This window comes from Winogradskyella psychrotolerans (assembly GCF_018860565.1).
In the GTDB taxonomy this organism is placed as follows: Bacteria; Bacteroidota; Bacteroidia; order Flavobacteriales; family Flavobacteriaceae; genus Winogradskyella; species Winogradskyella damuponensis.
This window is the reverse complement of sequence record NZ_JAHKPS010000023.1, coordinates 1-25,376: the sequence shown is the minus strand read 5'-3', so window position 1 is coordinate 25,376 and position 25,376 is coordinate 1. Positions and strand designations below refer to the sequence as shown.

Here is a 25,376-nt window from a genome sequence, read left to right as displayed (position 1 = left end):
AAAGTTCATTTTCGGCATTGTTTACAACGGTTTTGTGTATGATTAGTTGCGTGGTTCAGCAACTAATTTAGCAAACTTTTACGAACCCGTGAAAATTCCGCAGGAATTTTCGCAAGTAGGCTAGAACAAAGCAATTAATTATACACGGTGTTGGCATTAGTATTTTATATATTCAGTTATTTTATTTCCAGTTTGAGCCGCTTTTGAGATAATTTTTTCGAGATTCTTTTTCTTAATCAGAGCAGTTACATAAGAGTCACTATTGATATAAAGATTAATTAAAGTTAATCCATTCGTATTCAGCGTCTCATTAATAATTCCCAATATAGCTCCAGCATCTTTATCACTCTCGTTTTGAATTTCTGGTAATTCAGGTAATTCATATTTCTTTTGTTCAGCCATTTGGTCGAGAGACCATTTAATGTCATTCATTCTTGTTTTCCAGTCGAATTCCCAAAGGTATTTTCCGTCGCTCAAATTATCAATCAATAAAAACCATTCGGTATCTTTTTTTATGTCATCACTTGAACCACGAAAAGCTTGATTTTTTATGTTTTCAGTATCGTAATAGTAATTACCATCTTTGAAAACTGATTCAGAATTCTGTTTGTATTTTATGAGTTTATTCGAGAATGAATTCAATTGCTCTTTGTCATTAACTTCTATAATCAATTCGGCTAAAATTTCAGGTTTAGACATTTCTTTTGTGGATTTGCAATTAAAGCAGAGTAAAACTAAAATTAAATTCAAAATGTTTCTCATTTGTAGTTTTTCGATATTAATGCCAACGTGTTTGTGTATGATTAGTTGCGTGGTTAAGCACGTAATTTTGCAAATAAAAACCGAATAGAAAATCCGCGAGGATTTTCGTAAGTAGGCTAAAACCAAGCAATTAATTATACACGGTGTTGGTAGCCGTTTTTATTCAAATACTTTTTTTATTTCGCTTTCAGCCGTATAAGGCATATTATCTTGTTCGTATTTTTTTGTGTTAGCTACTTTAGTTTTTAATGAATTAACCTTTGATTCTTTATAATAAGGTAAACCGTATGTCGGTAGTCCTTCAACAGCTTGAAAGAAATATTCTTTTTGGTTGGTACAAAAGTAAAAAAACTTGTCAATTACATATTTCTCCAACTCATATGAAGAATATACTTTTCCATTTAAAACATTCCAATATTTTAGTAACCTCACTAATTTTCGTATTTCATAATTATTGTCACGATTCTTATCGTTTAGATTTTTTCTCATTGCATTAGGATAAGAGTCTATCCAAGTTGAATAACTAGAAGCTGGTGCAGGAATGTGATATGTTCCCCAAGTATGATATGCAGGAACTAACTCAAATTTTATATGACCTAATACAAGAACTATTGTAGGTGAAGATTGATAAATTTCATTTTTTGAATAATTTGCTTCAGCGAATCTTTTTAATCGATTCATTAAAGTTTGAGGTGTCCAATCAGCTCCATCCGTAAAACTAACCATATAGTCAACGTCAGAGTTTGAATCTCGACTTCTACGTAAGATTGTTTTTCTATCAAATGAACCAAAAACAAATTTACTTTCGATATTATCAAAGTAATTACCTAGTTTGGTAGATAATGAATTAATTGAAGTGTCTATTGTAGTTCTTTCCCAATCAGGAATAGTGATTGTACTTGATAATTCGTTTAAGTATGATAATACAGACATTTAAAATTTGGATTTAATTAATTTAATTATGGTATCAGTTCTGTCTTCATTTGATGATTTTGAAAGTCTATAAAACCAATTAGGGATTTTTTCAGGAACAGTTCTTTCATTGTAGATTATATCTTGAATCTGTCTTATTGTATTTTCGCTTGGTGTTTCTCTGTTTTCTGAATAATTATCTAATATTTGGTCTATTTGTTTTAGAGTTTCATTTTTAGAATTAATATGGTTTTTTAGATTAATACTGTTTTGTACTCCGTAAATTAAAAATGAAAGTGATGGTGCGATTAATAATAAAATATCATAAAATCCAATATTTTTAGAAACGAAAAAAACCACGAATACACCATAATAGGTTAATAATAGTATTATTAAAAAAGTTACATATCTTTTTCTTAATTTTAATTCCCAAGAAAAATTAATTCGTTGACAAAGTATTATTGCAATTGCTTTTGGTAATGAAGAATCAATTTCTGTTGAATACCAATCAGACAAATCATTTCCGTCATATTTATTTGCAAGGTCAATTTGAGTATCAGAGTTGATTTTTTCTTTACAAAGAATCTCATTCCAAGTTATATCGTAAAGTTCAGTATCGAATTGCTCTTGTATTTTAGCACCTTGTTCAGTTTTCTTACTTCTATAATTTTCTGTGACTAAATAAATTATTGTCCATAAAACACCAAATGCTCCTAAATAATTTACAATATCCTCATTTAGCATCCCAATTACAGGTAAAATGATAGCCATAATCACACTTATCACATCAAAAACTTGGTAGGATTTACATTGACTATATGCAACTCTTTGAGCTTTCAAGTACTCAATAAATTTCGATTCGTTCTGTTTTTCTGTAATTCTGTTCATTTTTTTCTTAAATGGCTACGGTCTCGTATATGATTTGTTGCGTGTTATAAGCGAGTAAGTTAACAAATAAAAACCGAAATAGAAAAACCGTGAGGTTTTTCGACAGTAGGCAAGAAGCAGCTATAAATTATATACATTGTTGGCTAACGTTTTTTCTTTTTACGAACTACTCCTTTGTGTATTTATAGGATCTTTGGTTTTTCGTACGTTGTTTCGTTTTTTACTTAAATGTCAAAAAAATCTTCAAATTATTATTCCGTTTTTTTCCGCAAAGAGCATCAGTTTTGATTTTCGGCCGAAATTTCGTGACATCAGAATCGATTGATTTAAACAACTAGTTTCAATTTTTTTAAATTGCGAACGGTTCAGCCGTACGTTTTGCCATTCCGCTTATCATCCAAAAGTTGAGGATTGCTATAATTTTGAATTAAAGAACCGAAGTTGGGGAAGTCGAAATTCGTGCGTAAAGTTCCGCAAGAGTAAGAAATTCCAGTGTAATATTTTTTAACGTTCAGCTTTAAATTCCAACGTATTTTTCTGAAGCAAGTAAGCACAGAATTTCGTAAAAGCCTTGAAATTGTTGGCAAGCGCAAAATGTTTGCCAACGGTTTTGTGTATGATTTCGTTGCGTGTTTAAGCACTAAAGTTAGCAAATAAATCACAGATAGAAAGTCCGCGAGGACTTTCGTAAGTAAGCTATAACTAGCAATGAATTATACACGGTGTTGTGCATAGTAATTTATTTCAATAACTTTTCAACTATTTTTTTATTCGGTTTCTTCGCGTTTTCGTCAATTATTATAGAATTCTTAATTATTAAATACCTAGGTAAAGAACTTAATTTAAGTTCTTTGAATATTTCGGGTTTTTTAAATTGATGAGAATTGAAATTAAATTCGTACGATTTTATGTTGAGTTCTTTTGATAAATTTTCCCAGGTATCCAAATTTTCATCGATTGAAAAAAAGACAAAAATTATCTCCGAATTTTTATAATCCTTACTTAGTTTTCGAATTTTGGGAATTTCTTTTAAACAAGGTTTACACCAACTAGCCCAAAAATCGACATATATTATTTTGTTATTATTTTCATTTAAGAATTCATCAAAGGATTTTTTTTCAGACGTTTGACTGAATAAAGAAATAGAAGTTAGTAAAAATATAATTCTGATTTTAGTTTTCATATGGTTTTTTATTATGCACAACGTGATTGTGTATGGTTAGTTGCGTGGTTAAGCAACTAAGTTAGTAAACATTTACGAACCTGTGAATATTCCGCAGGAATATTCGCAAGTAGGGAAGAACCTAGCAATTAATTATACACGGTGTTGTGGTGTCGTACTTATTTTTTATCCTCTATTAATTCAATTTCGTCTATTTCTTTCGGTGGTGGCGGTGGTGGTGGAATATCAAATTTTTCATTCAGCCATATTTTCAACACAACGCTGTCCGTTAATTTTTCATATTCATTAAGTACTTTTTCCAATGTTTTTGGAAGTCTTTCCATATTATTGTTGTCGTAAGAAATGAAAATCATTAGCTTTTCAGGACTAACGCTCCAAGATGGAATTTTACCATTGTTTTCAAAGTCTTTTTTCAGAACACTTGTTAAACTATCTAATGGATAAAAAAATCTGTCTGATTTACTAATCGTATCATTATGTATTTGAATTGTATTTTTTTGCTTAATTAAAATACAACTTATTCCTTCCCAACAAGGATTCCTTAAATAAACCCTTTTTATAATGCTATCGTTGTCAAAAGTTATTTTAGGAAGACTATCATTGCAAACAATTTGTTCAGTCCGTTCGAGTAATTCGTTCCAGTCATTAAATTCGTTTAATTTTAATTCAACCGCAATGCTGTCACTTTCATTCTCGTAAAGACCGAAATCTTTTTCGATTTTTTTTATAGGTTTTTGTTCCGCATTTTGACAGCCAAAAATGCACAAAATCAATATAATTAAAGACGATATTTTAATGTTAGTTACCATTTTCTCGTATGCACCACAACGTTTATGTATAAGAATAGTTGCGGGTTTGTATGCGAGGATTTTCCGAAGGAAAATCAGACGTTACAAACACGTAACGACCTTTGATTAAGCACTAAGCCGCAATTATTTTTATACGGTGTTAGCTGCAGGATTTTATTTTAATTTTTCCGATTCAACTTCTCTATATCCAGATATTGTTCCGATTGAACCATAATTTCCTGGATTACCATAGTTTCCAACATTCCCATAATTCCCATAAACTCCAAAATTAGTTCCTCCATAGCCATTATTCTTTTTATAAAGTAATCTATTTTCATAGACTATTTCTCCAAGATATTTTCCTTTCATATCAATAAAGAAATTATAGTTAGGTAAAAAGTGTCCAATATTTTTGCCAGAAGTCGAGTGCAATTGACCATTCACTTCGTTAGCAATATGTTTTCCTTTACTGTCAAATAAGAATTTCATTTTTATATTATTTCTTTTAAAAAATTAGTTTGAACATCTTCATTTAATTCTAACCATTCATTTAGTATTATTAATGAAGACTTTATTAGTCTGTAGTTTCTAGAAACGTCTTGTTGATAATTACCGTTAAATTTTCCTCCGTGAAAAAGATTGTTCCTAACATCTCTAATATGTAGATTCAGTTTGTTTATATCAGAAGTGTTTGGACTAAATTCACGCTCAATCCATTCCAAGTTATTATTGTTTAGGGTTTGAACCCTAGGTGAAAAATTTAGAATGAAATTTGTGGCTTCATTTAGGTCTTGTGTTTTTTCAGAATTAAATATGTCTCTAATCGAGATTATAAATAAGTCCCAATTTGGGCTAACTTTTTGATTATTTACACTTGCAAATTCAATTGTTGATTTCAATGCACATTCAAATCTTGAGAACGTAACAAAAAAATCAATTAGAATCTTTTTCCCTTCTTCAGAGATGGTTTCATTAAAATGATTAATAAAAATGTCAGATGTCATATTCTCGTTCGGTTATCTTGCAGCTAACGTGCTTGTATATGGTTTGTTGCGTGATTCAGCAACTAAGTTAGCAAATAAAAACTGAATAGAAAATCCGCGAGGATTTTCGTAAGTAGGCTAAAACTAGCAATAAAATATATACGGTGTTACCCAATGTATTTTTTATTGTTTGACTATTTTTTTTGTTAGAATTTTACCATTTTCAGCATATATTTTAAGTAAATATACTCCGCTTTCAATATTAGTCAAGTTGATATTTTCGAATTCATGATATTGAATTTTTATTTTATTACCTAATAAGCTAAATATCTCTATCTTATTTATACTCATATTCTCCGTCTTCACAGAAATATTGTCTTGAGCTGGGTTTGGATATAGTTCAATAGAATTGTAAAGGAAATCATTTATTCCTAGATATGTAGTTCCTATATCATCAATTTCAAAAAATCCAGTTTCGTAAGCTCCATCAAAAGAAATATTTTCGTTATGAAGAAGTCTCATTTCATAAATGTTAGATAGAACATTTTCAATGGTATTTGTACCTTCGATTAAAGTAAAATCTATAGAAGTCGTATTTATTTCAAAAACTACCCAATTATCTGTTTGTGGTATTATAATTGGATCTGTTAAAATGATTTTTGTATTGTCAAAATCAGAAAATCCAAGACGTAGATAAATATCGAATGAATTTGTATTTTTAATTACACCATTAATTTGGGCTGCCCCTGAACCGTTTATATAGTTATCTTGAAACCATGTTATGTTCCTAATCGACATTTCACCAGATATAGTATTCATTCCATTGCATTGCTTTCTTAAATAGCTATAATTGTTTTCATTTTGCTCAAGAGTTATATTGGTTGTTGAATTGTCACTATTAACCCAACCTTCTAATGTCTCTGATTCAAAATCGGTATATCCTTGTGATTGAGAAAAACAGAAAGTTGTAATTAATAACATTAAAATAGTAAAAAAATGTCTCATAGTTTAACGGTTTTTTTTGTTCGTAAAGTTCCAATTTTAGTATATTGGGTAACGTGTTTGTATATGGTTTGTTGCGTGTTTCAATCAATTAATTTAGTAAATAATTACCAACCAAGAAAGTCCGCGAAGACTTTCGTAAGTAGGCGAGAAGCCAGCAATAAATTATATACGGTGTTAGCAACAGTTTTTTATTTGTAATAGCTGTCATTCATTTCCTTGTTTGGTATTAAATCATTTCTAACAATCCAAACGCTAGCAGGTTCTTTTTCTTTTTGTTCTATTTCTTTTCTCAATTCGTTAATTTCTATACATTCATTCTCGCTTAAGTAGAATTGTTTATTTTCAAACCAGTTTATAATTGGGTAATATTTTTTTCTTTCTACTTTTTCAAGTTTATTTAGTTCTCTTAAATTTTCAATCCTATCAGTAATTTCAGATCGTTTAATTTGAGGTCTCAACTCTGGGATTAAATTAATCATACCATCTTCGGAAATTATTACTATAACTATAGGTGTTTTTCTACCAAACTGTTCATAATATCTTACAGCAGAATTATACCTAGAACCTCTTGAAGAATCGCCTTTGTCTGTGGCAAGACCATCAAGGATTACACCTATTGCAAAACAAGTTGAATCTTGGTTTAGTAAAACTGCACCATCTATTGATGTGATTTGTTGAATAATATTTGTTGCTAATTCCATTGGTTTTATTGCAAAACATTGCTTACCAAGTCTATCTGACTCTTTCTCTGCATTACTTGAAATTACCAACATTGTTCCGTGTTTCTGTTGAGTAGCTTGCATTGTAATGTCCCATAATTTATCTATTTGTCTTTTTTTTATGTTCTTAAAAATTCTGGGTAAATCGGAATAAAACTTGGTTCTATCTAATTTGTCTTTTGAAATATTTGGTAGCCTATATTCGACAACCATCATTGAGTTATTGTCGTGTAATACTTCCCACTTGAAATGACTAATGAAATTAATGATAAATAAAGATTCATCTTTTGGGTTATACTTTCCAACTAACTCACCTAGTCCATAAATTAGAGCTGAATCAGATATAATAATTGAATCATCAGTTGAAAGTTCTAAAAACTTTCTAACCTTACGATAATCACTTACTTTTATTGGTTCCTCAAGTTCTAAAGTTAAACGTAAATTAATATGTTCTTTGTTTGCAATGGCAAGTTTTCCAAAACCTTCAGCTCCTTCATATTTCATTGATGCAATTGTATTACAAGCGTCATACAAGCCGTGTAAACCATTAAAGTTACCACCTGCTTGAGAAATTGTATACATAAACTGTTTTCCAGATTCTCGTAAAACCTCTTCCGCTTGTCTTTCTATAGCTTGAAATCCACGATTTGGGTCTTTTAATGCGTTTGAACATTCTTTTAAATATGAATCAATAGTGCTTTCAATAAACGAACGGCTGATTTTAAAACGATTATCAAACTTTTCTTTAGTTAATGAGTAATGCTTGTTTAATGCTGCTTTTTGTATTTCAACAACTGTAAAAACTAAAAAACCATCAATATAAGTAGGATACGAAATATATTTTTCTGTATCTCCATATAAGTCTTCTCTTTCTAATATTTTTTTTATTGAGTCTATTAATGCTTTGTTTCCAATTCTATTTTTGTGATTTTCTTGAGCAATTGGATGAGAATGCCAAATTTTACCTTCACCATCCACTTTTTCAAGCTCTTCTGCTAATTTTTCTAAATTAGAGAATGAATCAATATTATATCCACAATCCTCTGGTTCTAAACATATTTTGTGCCTATCATCTCGTTCTTCAACCAAGAAACCTAATAAAAAGATTTTTGGCTTTAAATTTTTGTCAATACGATTAAATAGATTTTCAGCTTCATATTGAAGTGAATGTTGAAAGTGGTGCTGATATCCCCACATAAAAAGTCTTATAGTATCTCCCATTACTATTAATTGCTAGCGATAAATGTATAATATTACTGAAAGTATATTATTTCAATTTTAATAATTTTTCTATCTCTTTTTCGTACTTCGCATATGATGTTCTTCCTAGTTGAATCATTTTATTTAGTTTTTTTATGTCAGATTCTAACATATTTGTTCCGTGTTTAGGTTCTGGAAACGAATCACTAACCCTCAACATATTCAAATTAGAAAACAAAAGTTTTGCTATTATCGTGTTACTGTTTGTGTTGGCAGTTAGAACCTTCTCAACAAAATTGTAAATTCCAAACATTTTCAAAAACTTGTGTTTTAAACCTGAAGATTTTTCTACGTATTGACCAACTCCTATGTTGAGTAAATTAATTTCTGACTCTTTGTATTCAAGTGCTTTATATGCATCAATCATTGAATATAAAGTTGAATTATTTGCTATAAACCCACCATCAACCACTTCAATTTCTCCGTGATTTTCTGTTTTTATCTTCATTTTTTCAAAAAATGGGTACGCTGCACTTGAACATCTTAAAGCAGTTTCTATTGTACAATCAAAGCCAGCTTTGAATGATTGCTTCATTCCGTGAGCTTGTTGGATGTCAGTTTTAAAAACTAAAGGCATTTGTGTTTCAAAGTTCAATGCAACTATACCAATGTTAGTTTTAAAAGAATCGAATTTTAATGAACCAAAAATTTTATTTGCTTCTTCTTTTAGAGCTTGACTCCTCCCACTTTTAGAGCTTTTGTTCATTATTTTTGGAATGAGAGTTAAATACAATTCCTCTATTTTTGGAACTTCATAACCAAGCGCAATAAGAGCTGCGATTATAGAACCTGTACTAGTCCCAAATATTAAACCAAAATGTTCACATAGTGGACTACCTAGTCTTAATTCAAGTTCTTTTAAAACTCCAATTGTATAAACCCCTTTTGAACCACCACCATCTAAAACTAGTATGTTTAATTTTTTATCGCTCATTAATATTCGTTCCAAAATTTAATTATTTGTGTAACAAATGTTGTTGCATCTGAAATACTCCATTGTTGTTCATCACTACCAAAAAGTTTTCGTTGTTCATTTTGCACTAGATAATTTGTCATAGTTCCATCTTTGTTATCTGAATAAAACTGATTGATAATTGCTACTGTAATTTCTTCGAAAGTACTTTTTTGAAAATTTGAATTATTTGAGTTGTAGACTAGACATTCTAAAAAATAAGAAGGTGCAAGTTCTTTTGTTATATATCCATTATTAACCATTGCAGCTTTTATGTTTTTTAATACTCTAACTGCTGGTTTGAAGTTTCCATTTGTGTTATCACTTCGATTTTTTATACTTCCGTTCTTTAAATGAATTTTAGGATAGTTTATTATAGTTTTTTTAGGAATATCGTGTTCAGTTTTAAATACGATTCCTTTTATATAATTATCATTGACATTTGAATATGATTTATACTTTCTATAAGGGTTACAAACTAAAACATCGCAATCTAGTCTACTGCTACCATCTCCTGATACTACAATAGCTTTATTATCGACTTTGACACTTTTCTCTCCATAACAAAGTTTTAACTGCTCTACAACTGATGTTTTGAATGCTGCTAATGAATATTTTGCATCTGAATAATTAGAATCGAATTGTTCTCTTTCTGTAGCTGATAATGCAGAAAGGTCTTTAGAAAATATTGAACGGAATTCAACAACTAAATCTACATCACTATTACCATAGATATTAGTGTAGTTCGGGTATGAACCTTGTAAGTATGTTACATAGTTGACATCATCTTTCCAACTGACTTTTTTTATACAGTTCTCAACACTTTTATGTGTCGCAGCAGATGACTGCACTGCTCCTTGATTTGACCAAGTTTTTAATTGTCTTTCTGGTATTGCCATTTCTTGGTTTTAAATTGTTGCTAACGTTTTTGTGTAAGGAACGTTGCGGTTTTGTGTGCGAGGATTTTCCGAAGGAAAATCAGAAGCTAGCAAAAAAGCAATGCCCAAACGATTGATCTAAAATAAGCAATGTTTTTTACACGGTGTTATGCACTGGTTTTTTTCTTTTTTTGTCCGCTAGAGTTAAATCCGACGCATTTTTTATGTTTTCAATTTATTCATTTTTATCCTAAAACTCCCCAAAAAAAAATCAATTTTCAATCCGCTTTATATTTCCGAATCCAATATTCAGCTTTTACCTTTGGTATTCTAAGTTTTCCTCGTTAAAAACTGAACCTGGGAAAATCTATTTTTCATACAGTTCCGCCGTCAGATTTAGCCTTTCTGTTATTCAGCCAGAACATATCGGCTTACTAAATTTTCGATTATAAAACTGCATTTTGGCGAGCTGAAATTCAACGTGATTTTCCGTAATGTTTTTTAATTCCGAGTTGTATTTCTCAATTCAGATTTTCATTTTTAATCCACTAAAACAAAGAACTGACCTTTGTAAAAACACGGTTTTCGATGCACGCCAAACTTGTGCATAACGTTAAATATATGGTAAGTTGGGCAGAAAACAAGTAATTATTTTCGGTTTAGCCACAAGCTAAATCTTTTTATTTTGTTTTAATTTTTCTCATTTAATACCAAATCAAAAGATTTGGCGACTTTGCAAATAGACAACAACTTTTGGGTTAAAAACTAATCGCCCAATTTGCTATATATAGTGTTATGGGCTTTTATTTTTTTACCATTATGTCGATAGGATACTTTTTGTAACCAAAAATGCTTATTTGTTTATCCAAGTCAGCATATTTTTCCTCAAACCTTTCAAAGTTTTCCGAGTAACCAAATGAACCTGTTTTTTTCAGTCCGTCAATTATTTTTACCGAACCTATTTTTTCAAAAGAGTCTTTAAAATTTAGTAAATCTCTATGCTCGACAGCATCAATTACGAATCCAAAAAAGAACTTAGGATTCCCACCAACATAATCCCAAATAATTTCAATTCCTGGTTGTTCTTGTCTAGTTGTTTCTTTGTCATATCCAGTGCCAATAGTTCTACCTAAAATCATTTCTTTGGTAATCGATTTTTCTGTTGGTTTTTCGGAACTTTCATAAACCGTAGGTACAAACCAATAATTACAATTACCTCTGTATTGGTCTATTTTCATACAGATTAAACTTCTATAACTATTATCTTTAAGTTTAAATGATAAAATATCATTTTCGTTAAAGATGAAGTTGGAAATTTTACGATACTTTTTTGGCTTTCGTACTTTAACATTTTCTTTTTTGATTTTATTTAAAAATCGTGTTAATACACTTTTTCTTGATTTGCCTTCTTTTTCAGATAGCTTTCTCCATTCGTTTACACAAGCGTCTTTTGCTATAACATTCTCAATATATTTAACTCTTTCAGGTGTCATTAGCCCGATTTCCCAATATGCAAGTCCACAACTTGTTACATAAATTTCATTGTCGAAAGCATCAAAATAATCAGGTTGTTCTAGAGGGAATTCATTGAGTATCATTTCTGATTTAGCTTCACTATCATACAAGTCCATAATTCCCCAATAGGTATCGTGAGCAGTATCACCGTCAATTATTTTAGTTCCATCAGTTGCCATTCAGTTTTTTTTAATTGCCCATAACGTTGATGTATAAGAATAGTTGCGGGTTTGTATACGAGGATTTTCCGAAGGAAAATCAGACGTTACAAACACGCAACGACCTTTGATTAAGTACTAAACCGCAATTATTTTTATACGGTGTTGTACACAGGCTTTTTATTCAGTTATATATTCAAATATTATTTTCGGATTTATAGATTCCGATTCTTTTTTTTGTTTAAAAATCTCTAACTTTTTATTGTATCGAATTGTTAAGGTATCAAAACTTTTCCACTCAAAATTTACATCTTTTGGTTTTATAAATCCAGCACTTGCAACAAAGATTGGTTCAAGTTCTTTTTTTTCGTCGTAATTGCATTCAGTTGCGTAAATATGAATTGACCGATTCGTAGTCGCATTTCCAGTCATTTCAGTCATTTTTATTTTCCGCAAACTTTCGTAATCGCATTCCGCTTTTAATTCGGTTTCAGTTGGTTCGTCGAAAATCTCAAAATTTGCCATTAAAACAACGAATCCAATTATGGCTATAATTCCGAGTAGTAAAATTCCAATTAGTATCTTTTTTATCAAGTTTGAGTGAGTTTTTAGCTTGTGTACAACGGTTACGTATATGGAAAGTTGCGTGTTTGTGTGCGAGGATTTTCCGAAGGAAAATCAGAAGCTAGCAAACGAGCAACAAACTTTGGTTTAGGTAAAATTAGCAATTTTTTATATACTTTGTTACACACCGTAGCGACACGTTAAATTTATCAATTCTGTGAATTATATTTACTATATTCATCCCAATTCCCACCAACTTTTCCAAATAAACGTTGTTCAGCAAATTGAATCATTTCTCCATTGTTACATATTTTCCATAACTCCTCAAGGAACTTTTGATTATGTTTTTGACTGCTTAATTGGGGGTTTTCTGGTTTGACTTTGTCAACATAATCCTTAATAGCTACGTATAAAACTACAAGCGTTGCTTTTGCATCCTTTGATTTATCCATATCAGAACATTCATAACTAAATTTCTCTATAACATCAAAAAAGTTAGTTTTCATTAATTCGTCAGGATAAATTTGATTTATGTTGTCAATCCAAATGTCAAGTGCATATATTGTTCCAACTTCAAAATTTTTAAGACAATATTTGGTGTAATTCCTAAAAGGAATAAAACTAAATTTCTTTAAAATTGATTCTTTTGTTTTTTGAGATATGAGAAATGAACTTTTATTAAACTCTTCATTTTCGATATGGTAATTAAAAGTTATTTCGCGATAGTTTTGTAATTCTTTTGTTTGGGTAAGTAAAAATGATAAATAGACTTTCTGATGAGTAGGTTCGACAATAGAATTTTTTCTAAATATCAAATCAATTGAAATACTTTCTTTCTCTGTAGATTCAGTTGCTTTTAATTCCGTAATCATATTCGGCTTAATTGCATCAGAGTTATTTTCTAAAGCACGAGTAATTCCGTTGTCAGAATTCGGATTGTCTGTCTTTGATTCTTTGCAAGAAATAACAATAAATAAACAAACTATGGTTAAAATATTTCTCATTCGGTTTTTTCTGAGCTATTGTGTGTAACGGTTTTGTGTATGGTTAGTTGCGTGTTTAAGCAACTAATTTAGTAAACAAAAACGAACGCGAGAAAATTCCGAAGGAATTTTCCAAATAAGCAATGACCAAAGCAATTAATTATACACGTTGTTATATGCAGGCTTTTATTTTTTTCTTATTATTTCAATTAATTTTTTAGTTTCAATTGATGATTCGTTTTGTCTGTTTTCGTTTAAAGTCAATTTTCTTATTTTGTTGTACTTGCTTATATTTTGTAAAATTGTAGGCGAATTATACTGAATGTCAAAATACCAATGATGATTATCAAATTCTAAATTAATTTCACTAAAAATTTTTTGAAGGCCTTCTAAAATTCCCCATAAATCTGTCAATGATAATTGGTAAGGGAAAGAATATTTTTTTTTATCATTGTGAGCATAATATTTATTTCTCAAACCTTCAATCTGTTCAAATTTAACTGAAACCTCAGTTAGTCTATCGTTTAAGGAATTTAGTTTTTCTAAAGAAATTTGGTTATACCACTCGATTTTCCTTCTGTTAATTTTACAAAAATCAAGAAGCTTTTGAATATTATGGTGTTCATTCTTTCCAGTCAATTTAAAAATATCAATGACAAATAGTCTAGTATAATTTAAATAAAGTCTAGTAAAAAATCTAGATTCTGATAATGCTCCTTTTTTATGCTCTTCATTTAAGTTAATCAGAGCTTTTATATCTTTCTTTATGAATTCTAGTTCAAGTAGAGTATTTCGAATTTCTTCTAATCTCTGTTTGAGAATTTTTGTTTCAGGATTCATGTGTTTTTTTGGTCAGCTTGCATATAACGGTTAGTATATGAAAAGTAGGCGACTTCGAAGCACGAAACTTTCGGTTAAGCACAAAGTTTGACACGAGCCAAAACCCTTGATTTTATTACTATTTCGCCTATTTTTTATATACATTGTTACCAGCCGTTTTTAATTCTTTTCTTAGTTCTTCTAATTCTGATTTAAGCTTTTCTTTAGTTTGGTCAAAGTAAATGTCCCAATCTTCAATAGAGGTAACCGTTTTGAAAGTATCACTTTGTTTAATGTTTAGGATTTCAGATTCAAGTTGTTTCAGCTTTAGTTTCAATCTATTGATTGTAGCTCTAAGAATTTCTTTGTCTGATATACTGTCTCCTTTTTCAGCTTTAAGGATACCCTTTTCTAAATTTGCTAATATTTCAGTTACTCTTGCTAAGTCATTTTTTGCATTAGCTTCATTTAACTCTTTGAATATCGCTTCGGCTTGTTTTTGAACCTCAATAGGTTCATTAGAAAATTTGTCTGGATGACACAAAGTGGTTGCTTTCCTAAATTTCTTTTTCAGCTCCTTTTTTTGCTCGTCATTTAGATTTTGAATGTCCTTTTCTTTTTCCGCTTCAAATTGTCCTTGATATTCTTCCTCATCTCTTTTAGCTTCTTCGAATTTCTCTTTATCATCCTTCAATTTGATTCTTCGTAGCTTTAGGATTTCAAGAATAATTTCACCAAGTTCAATAGAATGCTGATGTTGAAATTCAGCAAGGATTTTCTCGAGTTCTGTTTTTTCGTTATCGAATGCATTTATTTGGTTTTCGATATTTTTAATTTCAAGCTTTAATGCAGCTATTTCTGGGTCAGACCAAATAGATAATTGTTGATTTTTGTTAATGAAACTTTCAATTTTATTTATTGCATCTCCAAATTCCTCTTTTTGTAGCAGGTCAATAATTTCATCGATATCTGAATTGAAAATATATTGCTCTAATTTTGATGCACTTCTTGATATTTCATCAATTTCTTCTAAAATCACAAAGTTCTTTATTATCTCAAGTCGCTTGATAATTTTACTGAGAGGAAATTCTGTTTTCTGAGTTTCGCTCTCTGGGAAATACGTTTGTTTTATTTTATTGAATTCAGAAACGAATTGTTCAGCTAAAGTGGTAACACCATTTGTTATCGTTATATTTTCATGATTTGACTCCGCTTTATTACTCCAATTATAAGAGCCTGTAATAACTGTGCAATGGTCAATAACACAAAATTTGTTGTGCATTAAATCGTGGTCACCATCACCAATTGGAAATACATTAGACTTCTTCGTTTTAAGTAAATCAAAATCAATAGATGAATTTTCATTTATATGGTCAGCAGAATACATAAGGTTGATTTGACAACCTTCATTGGCTTTTTGTTGAAGAACATTAAAAATATTTCGATTGGTGAACCAAGCAACAGCGATAAAAATCGAGTTTTGTGCTTTGACAAGTTCTGAAACTATTCGCTCCGCTATATTTTCAAATACTGCTTCTGTTTGCATATTCAATTCCATTTATGTATTGTGCCATCAACACTTGCAGTATATATTGCTTTGTTATTCTCATCAAATACAACTGAATAAATCCAATTTGTTGCTTCTCTTTTTATAGAATGATGATATGGGAATACTTTAGAGTGTTCTTTGTACTCACAAATTAATTGAAATGTTTTTGTGTCAAACACTTTTGAAATTCCATTATAACAATTAGCTACCAAATAGTTCCCATCTTCCGAAAAAACTAAATCATTAATCCATTCTTCGTTATCAATAGTTAGAAGGCATACTTGTTTATCAATGTCCCATATTTTTATAGTATTATCACACGAGCCACTAGCGAGTATATTTTTTTGTTTATTGTGTGAAACTGCTTGCACCCAATGAGTGTGCCCATCAAGTTGAGCTATTTGACAAGATTTTTCAAAATTCCATATTTTTATTTTCTCATCCTTGCCGCAACTAATTATTGTCTTATCGTCAGGCAAAAAAAGGACATCATTAACTCCAAGATTATGTGCTTTAAAAGAATGAAGAAGGTTTAATGAATTTGGATCCCATATTTTTATTGTATCATCCCAACTGCTGGTAGCTAAACGTTCGCAATTATTGCTTAATGCAATATTTGTGATTATTAAACCGTGTGCCTGGACGACTTGTTTACGAACACCATCTTCTAATAAGTCAACAAACTTTATTAGATTACCTGATTTACCAGCACAAAAAGACCAACTATTCAGTTTGTTTTGACCTAAGGATGTTATCCAATCATTATCTAACTTAAAGCGATCTATCAAGCTACCGTCTTCGGTATTCCAAAATCCAATTTCACCACTCTCGCTTGAAGAGATAATACATTTGACACCTTCTACAGTTTCTCCTAAAATTATTTTCCTCACCGCCATTTCGTGAGCATCAATTTTCCAAATCTGATTACCCTTGAAGTCACCTCTAAATTCAAATTTACTTTCGTGAAGTAATTTATTAGTAACGGCAAGCGAGTTACCTACCTTAACTATATCCGAAGAAATTTTTGTAGCTAAAGCTTTATTTTCATTTTTTCTGTCCTCCATTAATTGATTCTCATTTTTATGGCTGGTAACGTGTTCGTGTATGGTTAGTTGCGTGGTTAAGCAACTAAGTTAGCAAACTAATCACAGATAGAAAATTCCAGCGGAATTTTCGTAAGTCGGCAGTGACTTAGCAATTAATTATACACGGTGTTACCCAACGTTTTTTTATTCCGATAATGTTATTATTCCGTCGTTTCCAGTTATAAATAGACTTTTCTCTTTATTAATTATTGTCCTTTGAGGGCTCATTGCTTTTTTCAGTTCAACAATTTTTACAGATTTTTTGTCTTTTAGAAATACGACTAAATCATAATAATCAGAATATCGAATTCCGTTCTGTCTTATGTTTGTCAGATTTAAGTTTAATTCCTCTTCGATTTTTTCCACTTGAGAGTAAGGTCCAAGAATAATTAGACTATCCCATTCAAAATTGGCAATTTTTGGAAAATCAACTGTTTTATTTTTTGAGTTCAATTCCGCTTCGATTTTTTCAGTCAGAATTTTGTCATTTTCTAGTTGGAATAAATATCCGCAAGAAATAATTACGAAGAATAAAATTACAATATTTTTTTTCATAAAAAGAGTTTTCTCAAATGTTGGGTAACGGTTTAGTATATGGTTTGTTGCGTGATTAAGTCACTAAGTTAGTAAATAAAAACCGAATAGAAAGTCCGCGAGGACTTTCGTAAGCAGGCTAGAACCTAGCAATAAAATATATACATTGTTAGGGGCTGGCTTTTATTGTTTTTCATACGGAAAATTTGCTTTGTCTAAAAGTTCATATTTCCATCTATTTCTGTCATTATTCCATTTCTTGCTTTGACTCCTTAATTGTGCAACATTGTCCCTATGTTTCTTTAAAATTTTTGGATTCTTTTCTCTGAATTCTTTGATTTTATCAGTTCGCTTTAATTCTTCGATTAGTTTCCAACTATCGATTTTATCTTCAATACTTTCTCTATGTTTCTGTTTCTCCCATTCCCATTCCACACCATTTTTTGCAAGAAGATTCCCTAACATTTCTTCTCTGATTTCACTAATTAAATCAGTTCTATTTTCTCTGTCTTGTCTTAATTTTGAAGTCATTTGGTCGTTTAGCCAATGTCCAATATAGGTTTTTTGAGAAGGTACTGTCTTAAAGTTTTTCTTTTTACTATAATAATTCTCAAGCTCAACTAAACTGTCAGTCCATTCATCGTCTTTGGGACGTTTATACATTGTACTATCAAATTCCCAAAGGAAGTTAATTGATTGCATTTTCCTTTCCTCATATTCAGTCAGTTTTGGGCCATAACTTTTATTACCTTTTCTTCTCTGTTTTTGCCAAGCGCACCACCTACCAACAAGATAATATGGATTAGATTTGTTCTTAAATTGTGGCACATAAGTATATTCACTATTTGGGTCTACTTTGTTTTTATATTCTACAACTTTGTTAAAATCCTTATTCCATTTGATTAATCTTTTTCTTTCTCTACCTATGCCACCAAATGGAAAACCTACATCTAATAATCTCTCAAAAACTTCAAATGGTAGCGAATCTCCACCTTGATTATAGAGCTTATGCATTTTTTGATACCAATAAAAAAGTTCTCTATCATCTGTATGTTTACTTACTATTCCAGAAGGTCTTTTATTTTTTTTATAAGAAATATATCTTTCTAATATTGTGTCGAATTTTTCATAGTCGTTTTCGCCAAAACTTTTTTCAGTAGTTCTTTTAGTCGATGTGTCAATTTGCTCAAATCCAGATTCAATATCATAATCAGTAATTTCTATATCTGTTTGTTTTTCGTCCGGATTTTCCCCATCGTTATTTTTTGGTTCTTTAATTTTCCCTTTCTCTCCAAACTGGTTAAAAAGTAAGTTATCTTTTATTAATTTTTGTAATAATTCTTGTGTAAGTAATTCAAGCTTTGATGATGATAAATCCAGTAAATCGGAATAATAATCTTTAATTTCATTGATTAGATTTATTCCTTGTTTATCAGTTTCAGTACGAAAATCCAATTGAATAGACGCTTCTAAATTAGATTTCAATCCTGAACTTGTTAAGTTTGAAGAACCAATTATTACTCTTGTAAACTTTTCTCCCTCAAATATGAATAATTTCGGATGATAAGTTACGTAGTTTCTTTTATCATAATATATGTAAGTATTGATATTTTGATAAAGCAAAGATTCTAAAGCTTCTTTTGATGTGCCTCTGTTATCAACTCCAATGTAAAATCGGATATGGTCATATTTAGATTTAGCTTTTTTAAGAAATGGTTGAAGCATTTTAACGCCTGAAATAGAAGCAAAAGCAACGAAACCATTGAAAATTCTATAGTCTTTGCTTTCTAAAGATGCTACAATTTGTTTTCCGACGTTATTTTTGTCTCCTGAATCAAGTCCGTGTCCTAAAAAAGTTGCTTTCATTTACGGTATTTTGTGTGCGTGGTTTAGCTTGCCCCTAACGGGTTTGTGTATGGTTAGTTGCGTGGTTAAGCAACTAAATTAGTAAACTTTTACGAACCCGTGAATATTCCGCAGGAATATTCGCAAGTAGGGAAGAACAAAGCAATTAATTATACACGGTGTTGTGCGCTGGCTTTTCCGTTGTCTAATTGATTTTCTACTATTTTTTCCAACTCATTTTTCTTAAATTCAAACCAACTTTGTCTAAATTCAGAATGGTCGATTTTATGCTTAAAATTCTGAAATGGCTTTTTATTTGCTAAAGTATTTTCCAATTCCGACTTTAGATTTTGGTCTGATAACTGCTCGACAAAAAGCTCCATAATTTTAAATGACTCAAAGCTTTCTAAAGTCTCGAATTTTATAAAATCCGTTTTGTGTTTTTCTACTTTTTCTAAACTATCACTAAAAGCCTCTTTAAATTCATCCTCGTCAGAAAATTGCGAAAAGTTTGGAATTGCAACAATTTCATCAGTTTTGATATTAAAATAGCAGTCAAATCCGCAATCCAATTCTTGCGCAATTTCTTTAATGATATTAGATTTTATCATAAGCCTATTCTTGATTTTTTGCTTTTATTTTTGCTTGATATTCGTTTAAACAGCTTTGAAATACTGGCAATAATTTTTTAGTCTGATTATCGATTGACATTTTGGTAATCTCAATATATTCCGATTGAGTAAATTCCGATTGAATTTTTTCGGTCGAGCATTTACAGTATTCGTTAGTCAATTCAGGGTGATTTTCCGCCATTTCTTTTGAGTCAGAAACACATTTATCCGTTAAAATTTTTGCGCTTTCGTAAGTCCATCTTTGATTTTTATCTTTTATTCCATTATAAATTCCGTAACCAGAAATCAAGATTATTAAAACAATAATCCAATGCTTTCCAGACATAAAATTCTTCTTTATCGGTTCTGTCATTTAGTTCAGGGTGTTTTTTTAGCTTGCGCACAACGTGTTTGTGTATGGTTAGTTGCGTGGTTTAGCGACTAAGTTAGCAAACATTTACGAACCCGTGAATATTCCGCAGGAATATTCGCAAGTAAGCTCAATAAAGCAATTAATTATACACGGTGTTGGCAGTAGGTTTTTTTTCAATCCGTTCAACTATTTCATACCCTAAATTTCCTTTTTTTATAAACAAAAGTATAGTATCATTCTTTTGTAATTTATTCCAAAGTTCAGATTTAACTTTGAACTTCTCGTTGTAAATTCCAACGTTTGTGAAAATCCAATATTGAGAATCGTTTTTGTCTTTTTCGTCAATTTCAGATTCTTTTTCCCAAACAATAGATTCTGTAGGATTTAATTCCTTTTCTGCTTTGTATCGATTAATAAAAGTCACGCAAGAAATTAGCAATAAAGGAAATACTATTATTGATGAAATAAGTCCAGAAAAACTAAATTTTCGATTCTCTTTTGATTTGAAAAAGTATCTTAATATGATTATCGAAATCGCAAGTATTAAGCCATATACGCCAAATTCTCTAAAAATTGTAGATTGATTTACTGTATTTCCTAAATGTTTAAATTCAGAAGCCACAATTCCAATAAATGCACCTAAAATTAATGGTGCTATAACTGTTCCTTTTATTAGTTTTTTTAAGTCAGATTTTTTTCCGTTCAGAACATCAATTAGTCTGATTATATTTAGAAGAATAAAGAAAAAACCAATAAATGCAAAAATTCCAAGAAATGACTTTTTGTCGATGAAAAGAATAAGTAATATAATTCCGAATAATATTCCAACTGCAATTTGAAAATATTCGTTTTTTAGTATTCTATTCAAGTTCCTTTGGTTTAAAATTTATGTCTTTAAAAAAATCAAATGTTTAAATTTAAATTCGATTTTTGTTGGTCTGACAACTTACTGCCAACGGTTTTGTGTATGATTTCGTTGCGTGTTTAAGCACTAAAGTTAGCAAATAAATCACAGATAGAAAGTCCGCGAGGACTTTCGTAAGTAGGCTAGAACTAGCAATGAATTATACACGGTGTTGCCACACGTATTTTTTATAATCTATGTAGGTTCAATTAAGTCAATTAAACTTTTAGTTTCCTCAATTTTTTGTTTTAAATCCAAGTTTATTAATTGCTCAAAATAATTAAGAAACGGATCCATATTCTTTCCGTCAAGTTTTGTTTTCATATGAGTAAATTCGTTCCGTATTTTACTCAACTCAAGAAATCGGTTTGCTTTTATTTCGTAAGTTTTTAAATCCTTTACTGTTTTTATTTTAGGTACTACTGTTTTTAATTTACTTTTTAAATTCCAATGTCTTTCAATTTTTTCTTTATCAACAGTTTCCTTTTTTTTATTCTCAATCGTAAAATTTTCTGGAATTATTTCGTTGATAAAACATTCTACGGTTGATATTAGTGCTGTTATAGAACTTATTTTATACATTAAATATTTGTAGTAAGTATCTTCTTGAACTAAATATATACTGTTATCATTCGGATTGTCATTTGGGTCAGGATTTTGATGTAAAGTCCATTCTACAGTTTTTGGAAATAGTTTTAAATAGTTAGAAGCTTGTTTTTCAAACTCAATTGCTTGTCCAAGAAATAGACTTGATGGTTTTGGAATTTTACCACCGTAAAATTTTTTTAAATATTCAGTCGGAACTACATAAGAGAGTTTTGACGTGTCTTTATTTATCATCAAAAATGTATTACTCTTTTTAGTTTTCCGTTCTTTTTTTAAATCCAAAACTGCTTTTTCGTCAGTTACATCATCCACACTTTTCATAGTGTTTTCGGAAATTTCATATTCTAGCGGTTTGATTTTCATATGTGTGGCAACGGTTTTGTGTATGGTTAGTTGCGTGGTTAAGCAACTAATTTAGCAAACTTTTACGAACCCGTGAAAATTCCGCAGGAATTTTCGCAAGTAAGCTAGAAAAAAGCAATTAATTATACACGGTGTTGCCAACAGTATTTTTACGTTCTGTTTAGTTTTGATAGTTAAATTTCTTTCCGCCATCTTGTACTTCAATTTTCGCAATACTATCCATTGGAATTTGTCTTTTTAAACTTTGAACAAATCTTGAGCGTCCACCTTTCAAAGTGTCATTTTCTAAAATTACAGTGTCAAAATACATATGAAATTTTTTTCCATTTTTATGAGTAACACGTATTTCGATTGAGCCAGAATTATCCAGATAGGTTTTATTTCCATTTTTATCCACAACGATTATTCGGTTAATGTTGTTTGCTGAATATGAGATATTTCCAAAAGTCAGAGGATTATTAACTTTTACGTCTTTCATATTCGACGAGTTTGTGTTCTTCATTTGTTCTCGAAAACTTTCGGTTGGAATAGTATAAGTTTTACACGATAAAATCAAGAGTAAAATTCCAATTCCGATAAATTTTGAAGTTAGTTTTTTCATTAAAATTCTATGCGTTTTGGTTTTTTTTATATTGTTGGCAACGGTCTCGTATATGATTTGTTGCGTGTTATAAGCGAGTAAGTTAGCAAATAAAAACCGAAATAGAAAAACCGTGAGGTTTTTCGACAGTAGGCTATAAGCAGCTATAAATTATATACATTGTTGGCAACAGTATTTTATTTCCAGTTAAATTCATTTTTAATTTTCCAATAAAATTCCAAATCGACAATAGGTACTTCTGTCAAATTTTCTTTCTTATAGATTTCAGGAATTTTGTTAATTTCTAAAAGGCCAAAGCGTTGGTTACCAAAATGCACAAAACTCATTTGGTCATAGCTTTTGAAAATTGCGTAAGTGATTTCATTATTCAAATATGCTTTTTTAAAATAAGAATAAAAAAGAGTCCAATATCTTTTAAAATTTGATTTTGCTTGTAAATTATGGATTTCTGCAACGTATAAGTTATTTTGGACTAGAGCGAAATTCTTACTATTTGGGTAGTTACTGTTTTTTTTAGTAATTTCATATAGTTCTGCAATATTTGTAAAATAGAAATCAGATATTAAATTATTTTGTTTGGCTTTTTGAGTTGAATCAAGTTCTAATTCATTCCAAATTTGTCTAGTGTATTTATTTATTAGTTGGTCTTTTTCCTTAATGTCATTTAGTTTTTTTAAATCTATTTGTTTATCAAAATTATTTTTTAACCAAAAAAAGTGATTTTTAAGGTACATTTCTTTAAACCATTCAGCCAATTCTCCTTTTGTGATAGATTTATAATAAGATTCTCTACCATTTAAGTAAATGAGTTGAAATCCATAATTTTTTACAAGTTTTGTTAATTCAGTTTTGAAAAATTCAATATCATTGTATTGGTAGCTATAATTTATAAGGGAATATTTTAATTCAGCTTCATAGCCATAAATTTTTTCTAATTCAAAAATCTTATTTTTTACATTTTGATAATTTTCAGATTCGTGAATTATTGGATAAATTGAATCATTAATAATTATGTCTCTTTCCGTTTGCCCGTATGATAAATACGCAAAAAATATTATTAAAATTAGTCCAAAGGTGGCTTTTCTGTTCATTTCTTTAATGTTAATAATGGTTTTCTAAATAAAATTTTAAGACATAACAAACGTGTAATGACTTTTAGATTTATCCAAAAACAGTATTTTAAAATGATGCTGTAAAATCATTTTATATTACAGCAGTTTATTTATTTTTCGTTCAATTTTTTTCATAATATTTAAGCTTAAAATATCATTTATATATTCAATTTTTCCTTTTTTATCGATTATTATATTATATGGATAATAAGGAATTTTAAATTTTTTAATTAGTTTACTGTCAGGCACTACAGTGAAATCAAGTGTAGTTGTATTTAGAAAGTTAATTAATGAATTTTTATCGTTCCATGTAACAGCAAAAAATTCTACAGATTTACCTTTGAATTTCTTTTTTAATTTATTTAAATCAGGAAATTCCTCAACACAAGGTTTACATTGAATAAACCAAAAATTTAATACAACTATTTTTCCTTTTAAAGATTCCAAAGTATGTTTGTTACCGTCAATGTCCTCAAAGCTCAATTCCTCTAATATTGAACCATCTATTTGCTTTCTTAATTCTTTTTTTTCTTTTTCAATGATTTTATATCTATCATTTAGCTGCTTTTTAGACCTTACATTTTTCTCTTGGCTGAAAGTGTTAATTGATAACAAAGTTAATATGATAAAAAAGTAGAATTTAAGATTCATATTTTAATATAGTACGTTAAATTATTTAATAGAGCCCATTTTTTTATATTGTTGCCAACGGTTTTGTGTATGGTTAGTTGCGTGGTTTAGCAACTAAGTTAGCAAACTTTAACGAACCCGTGAAAATTCCGCAGGAATTTTCACAAGTAGGCAAGAACCTAGCAATTAATTATACACGTTGTTGCCACACGTTTTTTTTATTCAGATTATAACTTTTAAAATTTGAATATCATGAAATTTAATCAACTTTTAACGAGTCTATTTCGTTTTTTAATCCAAGTATTAAGGTGTTCGTTTGATTCAACTGCTTTTGATAACTATCATTTAGTTCATTTATTTCGGATACTGCTTTGGTCAATAATTCTACTTCCTTTGAGTTTCTATCTCCACTCATTATGTTAGGGATAGATGCTAAAATTCCACCTATAACCACATACATTATGTTATATAAAATGTCGTATTTTAATCTTTTACTGGTTAAGTTTTTAATAACTAAATCCAATTCTTTTTCGGTTCTAATACTTGATAAGTATTTTTCTATTCCGCCATCTTGTATTACAAAAACACCTTTTTCATCCAACTCAAAAAGACCAGATTGTTTTTGTCTAATTAGGTTTAAGGATTTACAAATTCTAAATGCTTTTTCGGTGTTATCATCAACTTCCTTTGAGAAGAATATTTGTCCATCATCAAAAGCCATTTGTAGCAACATATCTATTTTTTCTATTATGTCTTTTTTGATTTCCATTCGTGTTTTTTGTATTATACTGAAA

General features: G+C 29.8%; 27 protein-coding genes. All 27 read right to left on the bottom strand.

Annotated elements, in window-relative coordinates; all coding sequences use genetic code 11:
* Positions 1 to 156: 156 nt before the first annotated feature.
* Complete coding sequence (locus KO504_RS12830) at positions 157 to 699, bottom strand: DUF6630 family protein (RefSeq protein WP_215927500.1); 543 nt, start codon at positions 697 to 699, stop codon at positions 157 to 159.
* Positions 700 to 921: 222 nt separating this feature from the next.
* Positions 922 to 1,695: an SMODS domain-containing nucleotidyltransferase gene (locus KO504_RS12825; RefSeq protein ID WP_215927498.1), complete on the bottom strand. Its 774-nt coding sequence runs from the start codon at positions 1,693 to 1,695 to the stop codon at positions 922 to 924.
* Positions 1,696 to 2,562, bottom strand: coding sequence for an S-4TM family putative pore-forming effector (locus KO504_RS12820; protein WP_042297425.1), 867 nt, complete (start codon positions 2,560 to 2,562; stop codon positions 1,696 to 1,698).
* Between the two features lie 739 nt (positions 2,563 to 3,301).
* Positions 3,302 to 3,745, bottom strand: coding sequence for a TlpA family protein disulfide reductase (locus KO504_RS12815; RefSeq protein ID WP_215927496.1), 444 nt, complete (start codon positions 3,743 to 3,745; stop codon positions 3,302 to 3,304).
* 158 nt (positions 3,746 to 3,903) lie between these two features.
* On the bottom strand, positions 3,904 to 4,554 hold the full coding sequence (locus KO504_RS12810; protein ID WP_215927494.1) for a hypothetical protein: 651 nt from the start codon (positions 4,552 to 4,554) through the stop codon (positions 3,904 to 3,906).
* A gap of 153 nt (positions 4,555 to 4,707) precedes the next feature.
* Complete coding sequence (locus tag KO504_RS12805) at positions 4,708 to 5,022, bottom strand: hypothetical protein (protein WP_215927492.1); 315 nt, start codon at positions 5,020 to 5,022, stop codon at positions 4,708 to 4,710.
* Between the two features lie 2 nt (positions 5,023 to 5,024).
* Positions 5,025 to 5,537 (bottom strand): hypothetical protein, encoded by a 513-nt coding sequence (locus KO504_RS12800; protein ID WP_215927490.1) that lies wholly within the window; start codon positions 5,535 to 5,537, stop codon positions 5,025 to 5,027.
* A gap of 162 nt (positions 5,538 to 5,699) precedes the next feature.
* A complete protein-coding gene (locus KO504_RS12795) occupies positions 5,700 to 6,521 on the bottom strand; it encodes a T9SS type A sorting domain-containing protein (RefSeq protein ID WP_215927488.1) in 822 nt (273 codons plus the stop codon).
* 188 nt (positions 6,522 to 6,709) lie between these two features.
* Positions 6,710 to 8,461 carry a DNA integrity scanning protein DisA nucleotide-binding domain protein gene (locus tag KO504_RS12790; protein WP_215927486.1) on the bottom strand — a complete coding sequence of 584 codons (1,752 nt, stop codon included), beginning with the start codon at positions 8,459 to 8,461 and terminating at the stop codon, positions 6,710 to 6,712.
* Positions 8,462 to 8,507: 46 nt separating this feature from the next.
* Positions 8,508 to 9,434, bottom strand: a complete 927-nt coding sequence (locus KO504_RS12785) for a patatin-like phospholipase family protein (protein WP_215927484.1) — start codon at positions 9,432 to 9,434, stop codon at positions 8,508 to 8,510.
* Complete coding sequence (locus KO504_RS12780; protein WP_215927482.1) at positions 9,434 to 10,351, bottom strand: nucleotidyltransferase domain-containing protein; 918 nt, start codon at positions 10,349 to 10,351, stop codon at positions 9,434 to 9,436. The genes KO504_RS12785 and KO504_RS12780 overlap by 1 nt, the downstream gene beginning before the upstream one ends.
* Positions 10,352 to 11,133: 782 nt before the next feature.
* Positions 11,134 to 12,024 carry a hypothetical protein gene (locus KO504_RS12775; protein ID WP_215927481.1) on the bottom strand — a complete coding sequence of 297 codons (891 nt, stop codon included), beginning with the start codon at positions 12,022 to 12,024 and terminating at the stop codon, positions 11,134 to 11,136.
* A 159-nt stretch (positions 12,025 to 12,183) separates the two neighbouring features.
* On the bottom strand, positions 12,184 to 12,597 hold the full coding sequence (locus KO504_RS12770) for a hypothetical protein (protein ID WP_215927479.1): 414 nt from the start codon (positions 12,595 to 12,597) through the stop codon (positions 12,184 to 12,186).
* A gap of 179 nt (positions 12,598 to 12,776) precedes the next feature.
* Positions 12,777 to 13,571, bottom strand: coding sequence for a hypothetical protein (locus tag KO504_RS12765; protein ID WP_215927477.1), 795 nt, complete (start codon positions 13,569 to 13,571; stop codon positions 12,777 to 12,779).
* Between the two features lie 165 nt (positions 13,572 to 13,736).
* Positions 13,737 to 14,390: a hypothetical protein gene (locus KO504_RS12760; RefSeq protein WP_215927475.1), complete on the bottom strand. Its 654-nt coding sequence runs from the start codon at positions 14,388 to 14,390 to the stop codon at positions 13,737 to 13,739.
* A 127-nt stretch (positions 14,391 to 14,517) separates the two neighbouring features.
* Positions 14,518 to 15,915: a phospholipase D-like domain-containing protein gene (locus tag KO504_RS12755; protein ID WP_215927473.1), complete on the bottom strand. Its 1,398-nt coding sequence runs from the start codon at positions 15,913 to 15,915 to the stop codon at positions 14,518 to 14,520.
* Between the two features lie 2 nt (positions 15,916 to 15,917).
* Positions 15,918 to 16,982, bottom strand: a complete 1,065-nt coding sequence (locus tag KO504_RS12750; protein ID WP_215927471.1) for a WD40 repeat domain-containing protein — start codon at positions 16,980 to 16,982, stop codon at positions 15,918 to 15,920.
* 165 nt (positions 16,983 to 17,147) lie between these two features.
* Entirely contained in the window at positions 17,148 to 17,558 is a 411-nt protein-coding gene (locus tag KO504_RS12745; protein WP_215927469.1) for a hypothetical protein, read from the bottom strand.
* Positions 17,559 to 17,720: 162 nt separating this feature from the next.
* Complete coding sequence (locus tag KO504_RS12740) at positions 17,721 to 19,403, bottom strand: phospholipase D family protein (RefSeq protein ID WP_215927468.1); 1,683 nt, start codon at positions 19,401 to 19,403, stop codon at positions 17,721 to 17,723.
* Positions 19,404 to 19,552: 149 nt separating this feature from the next.
* Entirely contained in the window at positions 19,553 to 19,993 is a 441-nt protein-coding gene (locus tag KO504_RS12735; RefSeq protein WP_215927466.1) for a UPF0158 family protein, read from the bottom strand.
* 4 nt (positions 19,994 to 19,997) lie between these two features.
* On the bottom strand, positions 19,998 to 20,366 hold the full coding sequence (locus tag KO504_RS12730; protein WP_215927464.1) for a hypothetical protein: 369 nt from the start codon (positions 20,364 to 20,366) through the stop codon (positions 19,998 to 20,000).
* A 139-nt stretch (positions 20,367 to 20,505) separates the two neighbouring features.
* Positions 20,506 to 21,234: a hypothetical protein gene (locus KO504_RS12725; protein ID WP_215927462.1), complete on the bottom strand. Its 729-nt coding sequence runs from the start codon at positions 21,232 to 21,234 to the stop codon at positions 20,506 to 20,508.
* A gap of 231 nt (positions 21,235 to 21,465) precedes the next feature.
* Positions 21,466 to 22,239 (bottom strand): hypothetical protein, encoded by a 774-nt coding sequence (locus tag KO504_RS12720; protein WP_215927461.1) that lies wholly within the window; start codon positions 22,237 to 22,239, stop codon positions 21,466 to 21,468.
* 160 nt (positions 22,240 to 22,399) lie between these two features.
* Positions 22,400 to 22,717, bottom strand: a complete 318-nt coding sequence (locus KO504_RS12715) for a hypothetical protein (protein WP_215927460.1) — start codon at positions 22,715 to 22,717, stop codon at positions 22,400 to 22,402.
* Between the two features lie 299 nt (positions 22,718 to 23,016).
* Positions 23,017 to 23,931, bottom strand: a complete 915-nt coding sequence (locus tag KO504_RS12710) for a hypothetical protein (RefSeq protein WP_215927459.1) — start codon at positions 23,929 to 23,931, stop codon at positions 23,017 to 23,019.
* Positions 23,932 to 24,048: 117 nt separating this feature from the next.
* The gene (locus KO504_RS12705) at positions 24,049 to 24,603 is read right to left on the bottom strand and encodes a peroxiredoxin family protein (RefSeq protein WP_215927458.1); all 555 of its coding nucleotides are present in this window, start codon (positions 24,601 to 24,603) and stop codon (positions 24,049 to 24,051) included.
* A 238-nt stretch (positions 24,604 to 24,841) separates the two neighbouring features.
* The coding region (locus KO504_RS12700) for a hypothetical protein (protein WP_215927457.1) at positions 24,842 to 25,376 on the bottom strand (535 nt) is incomplete at its 5' end.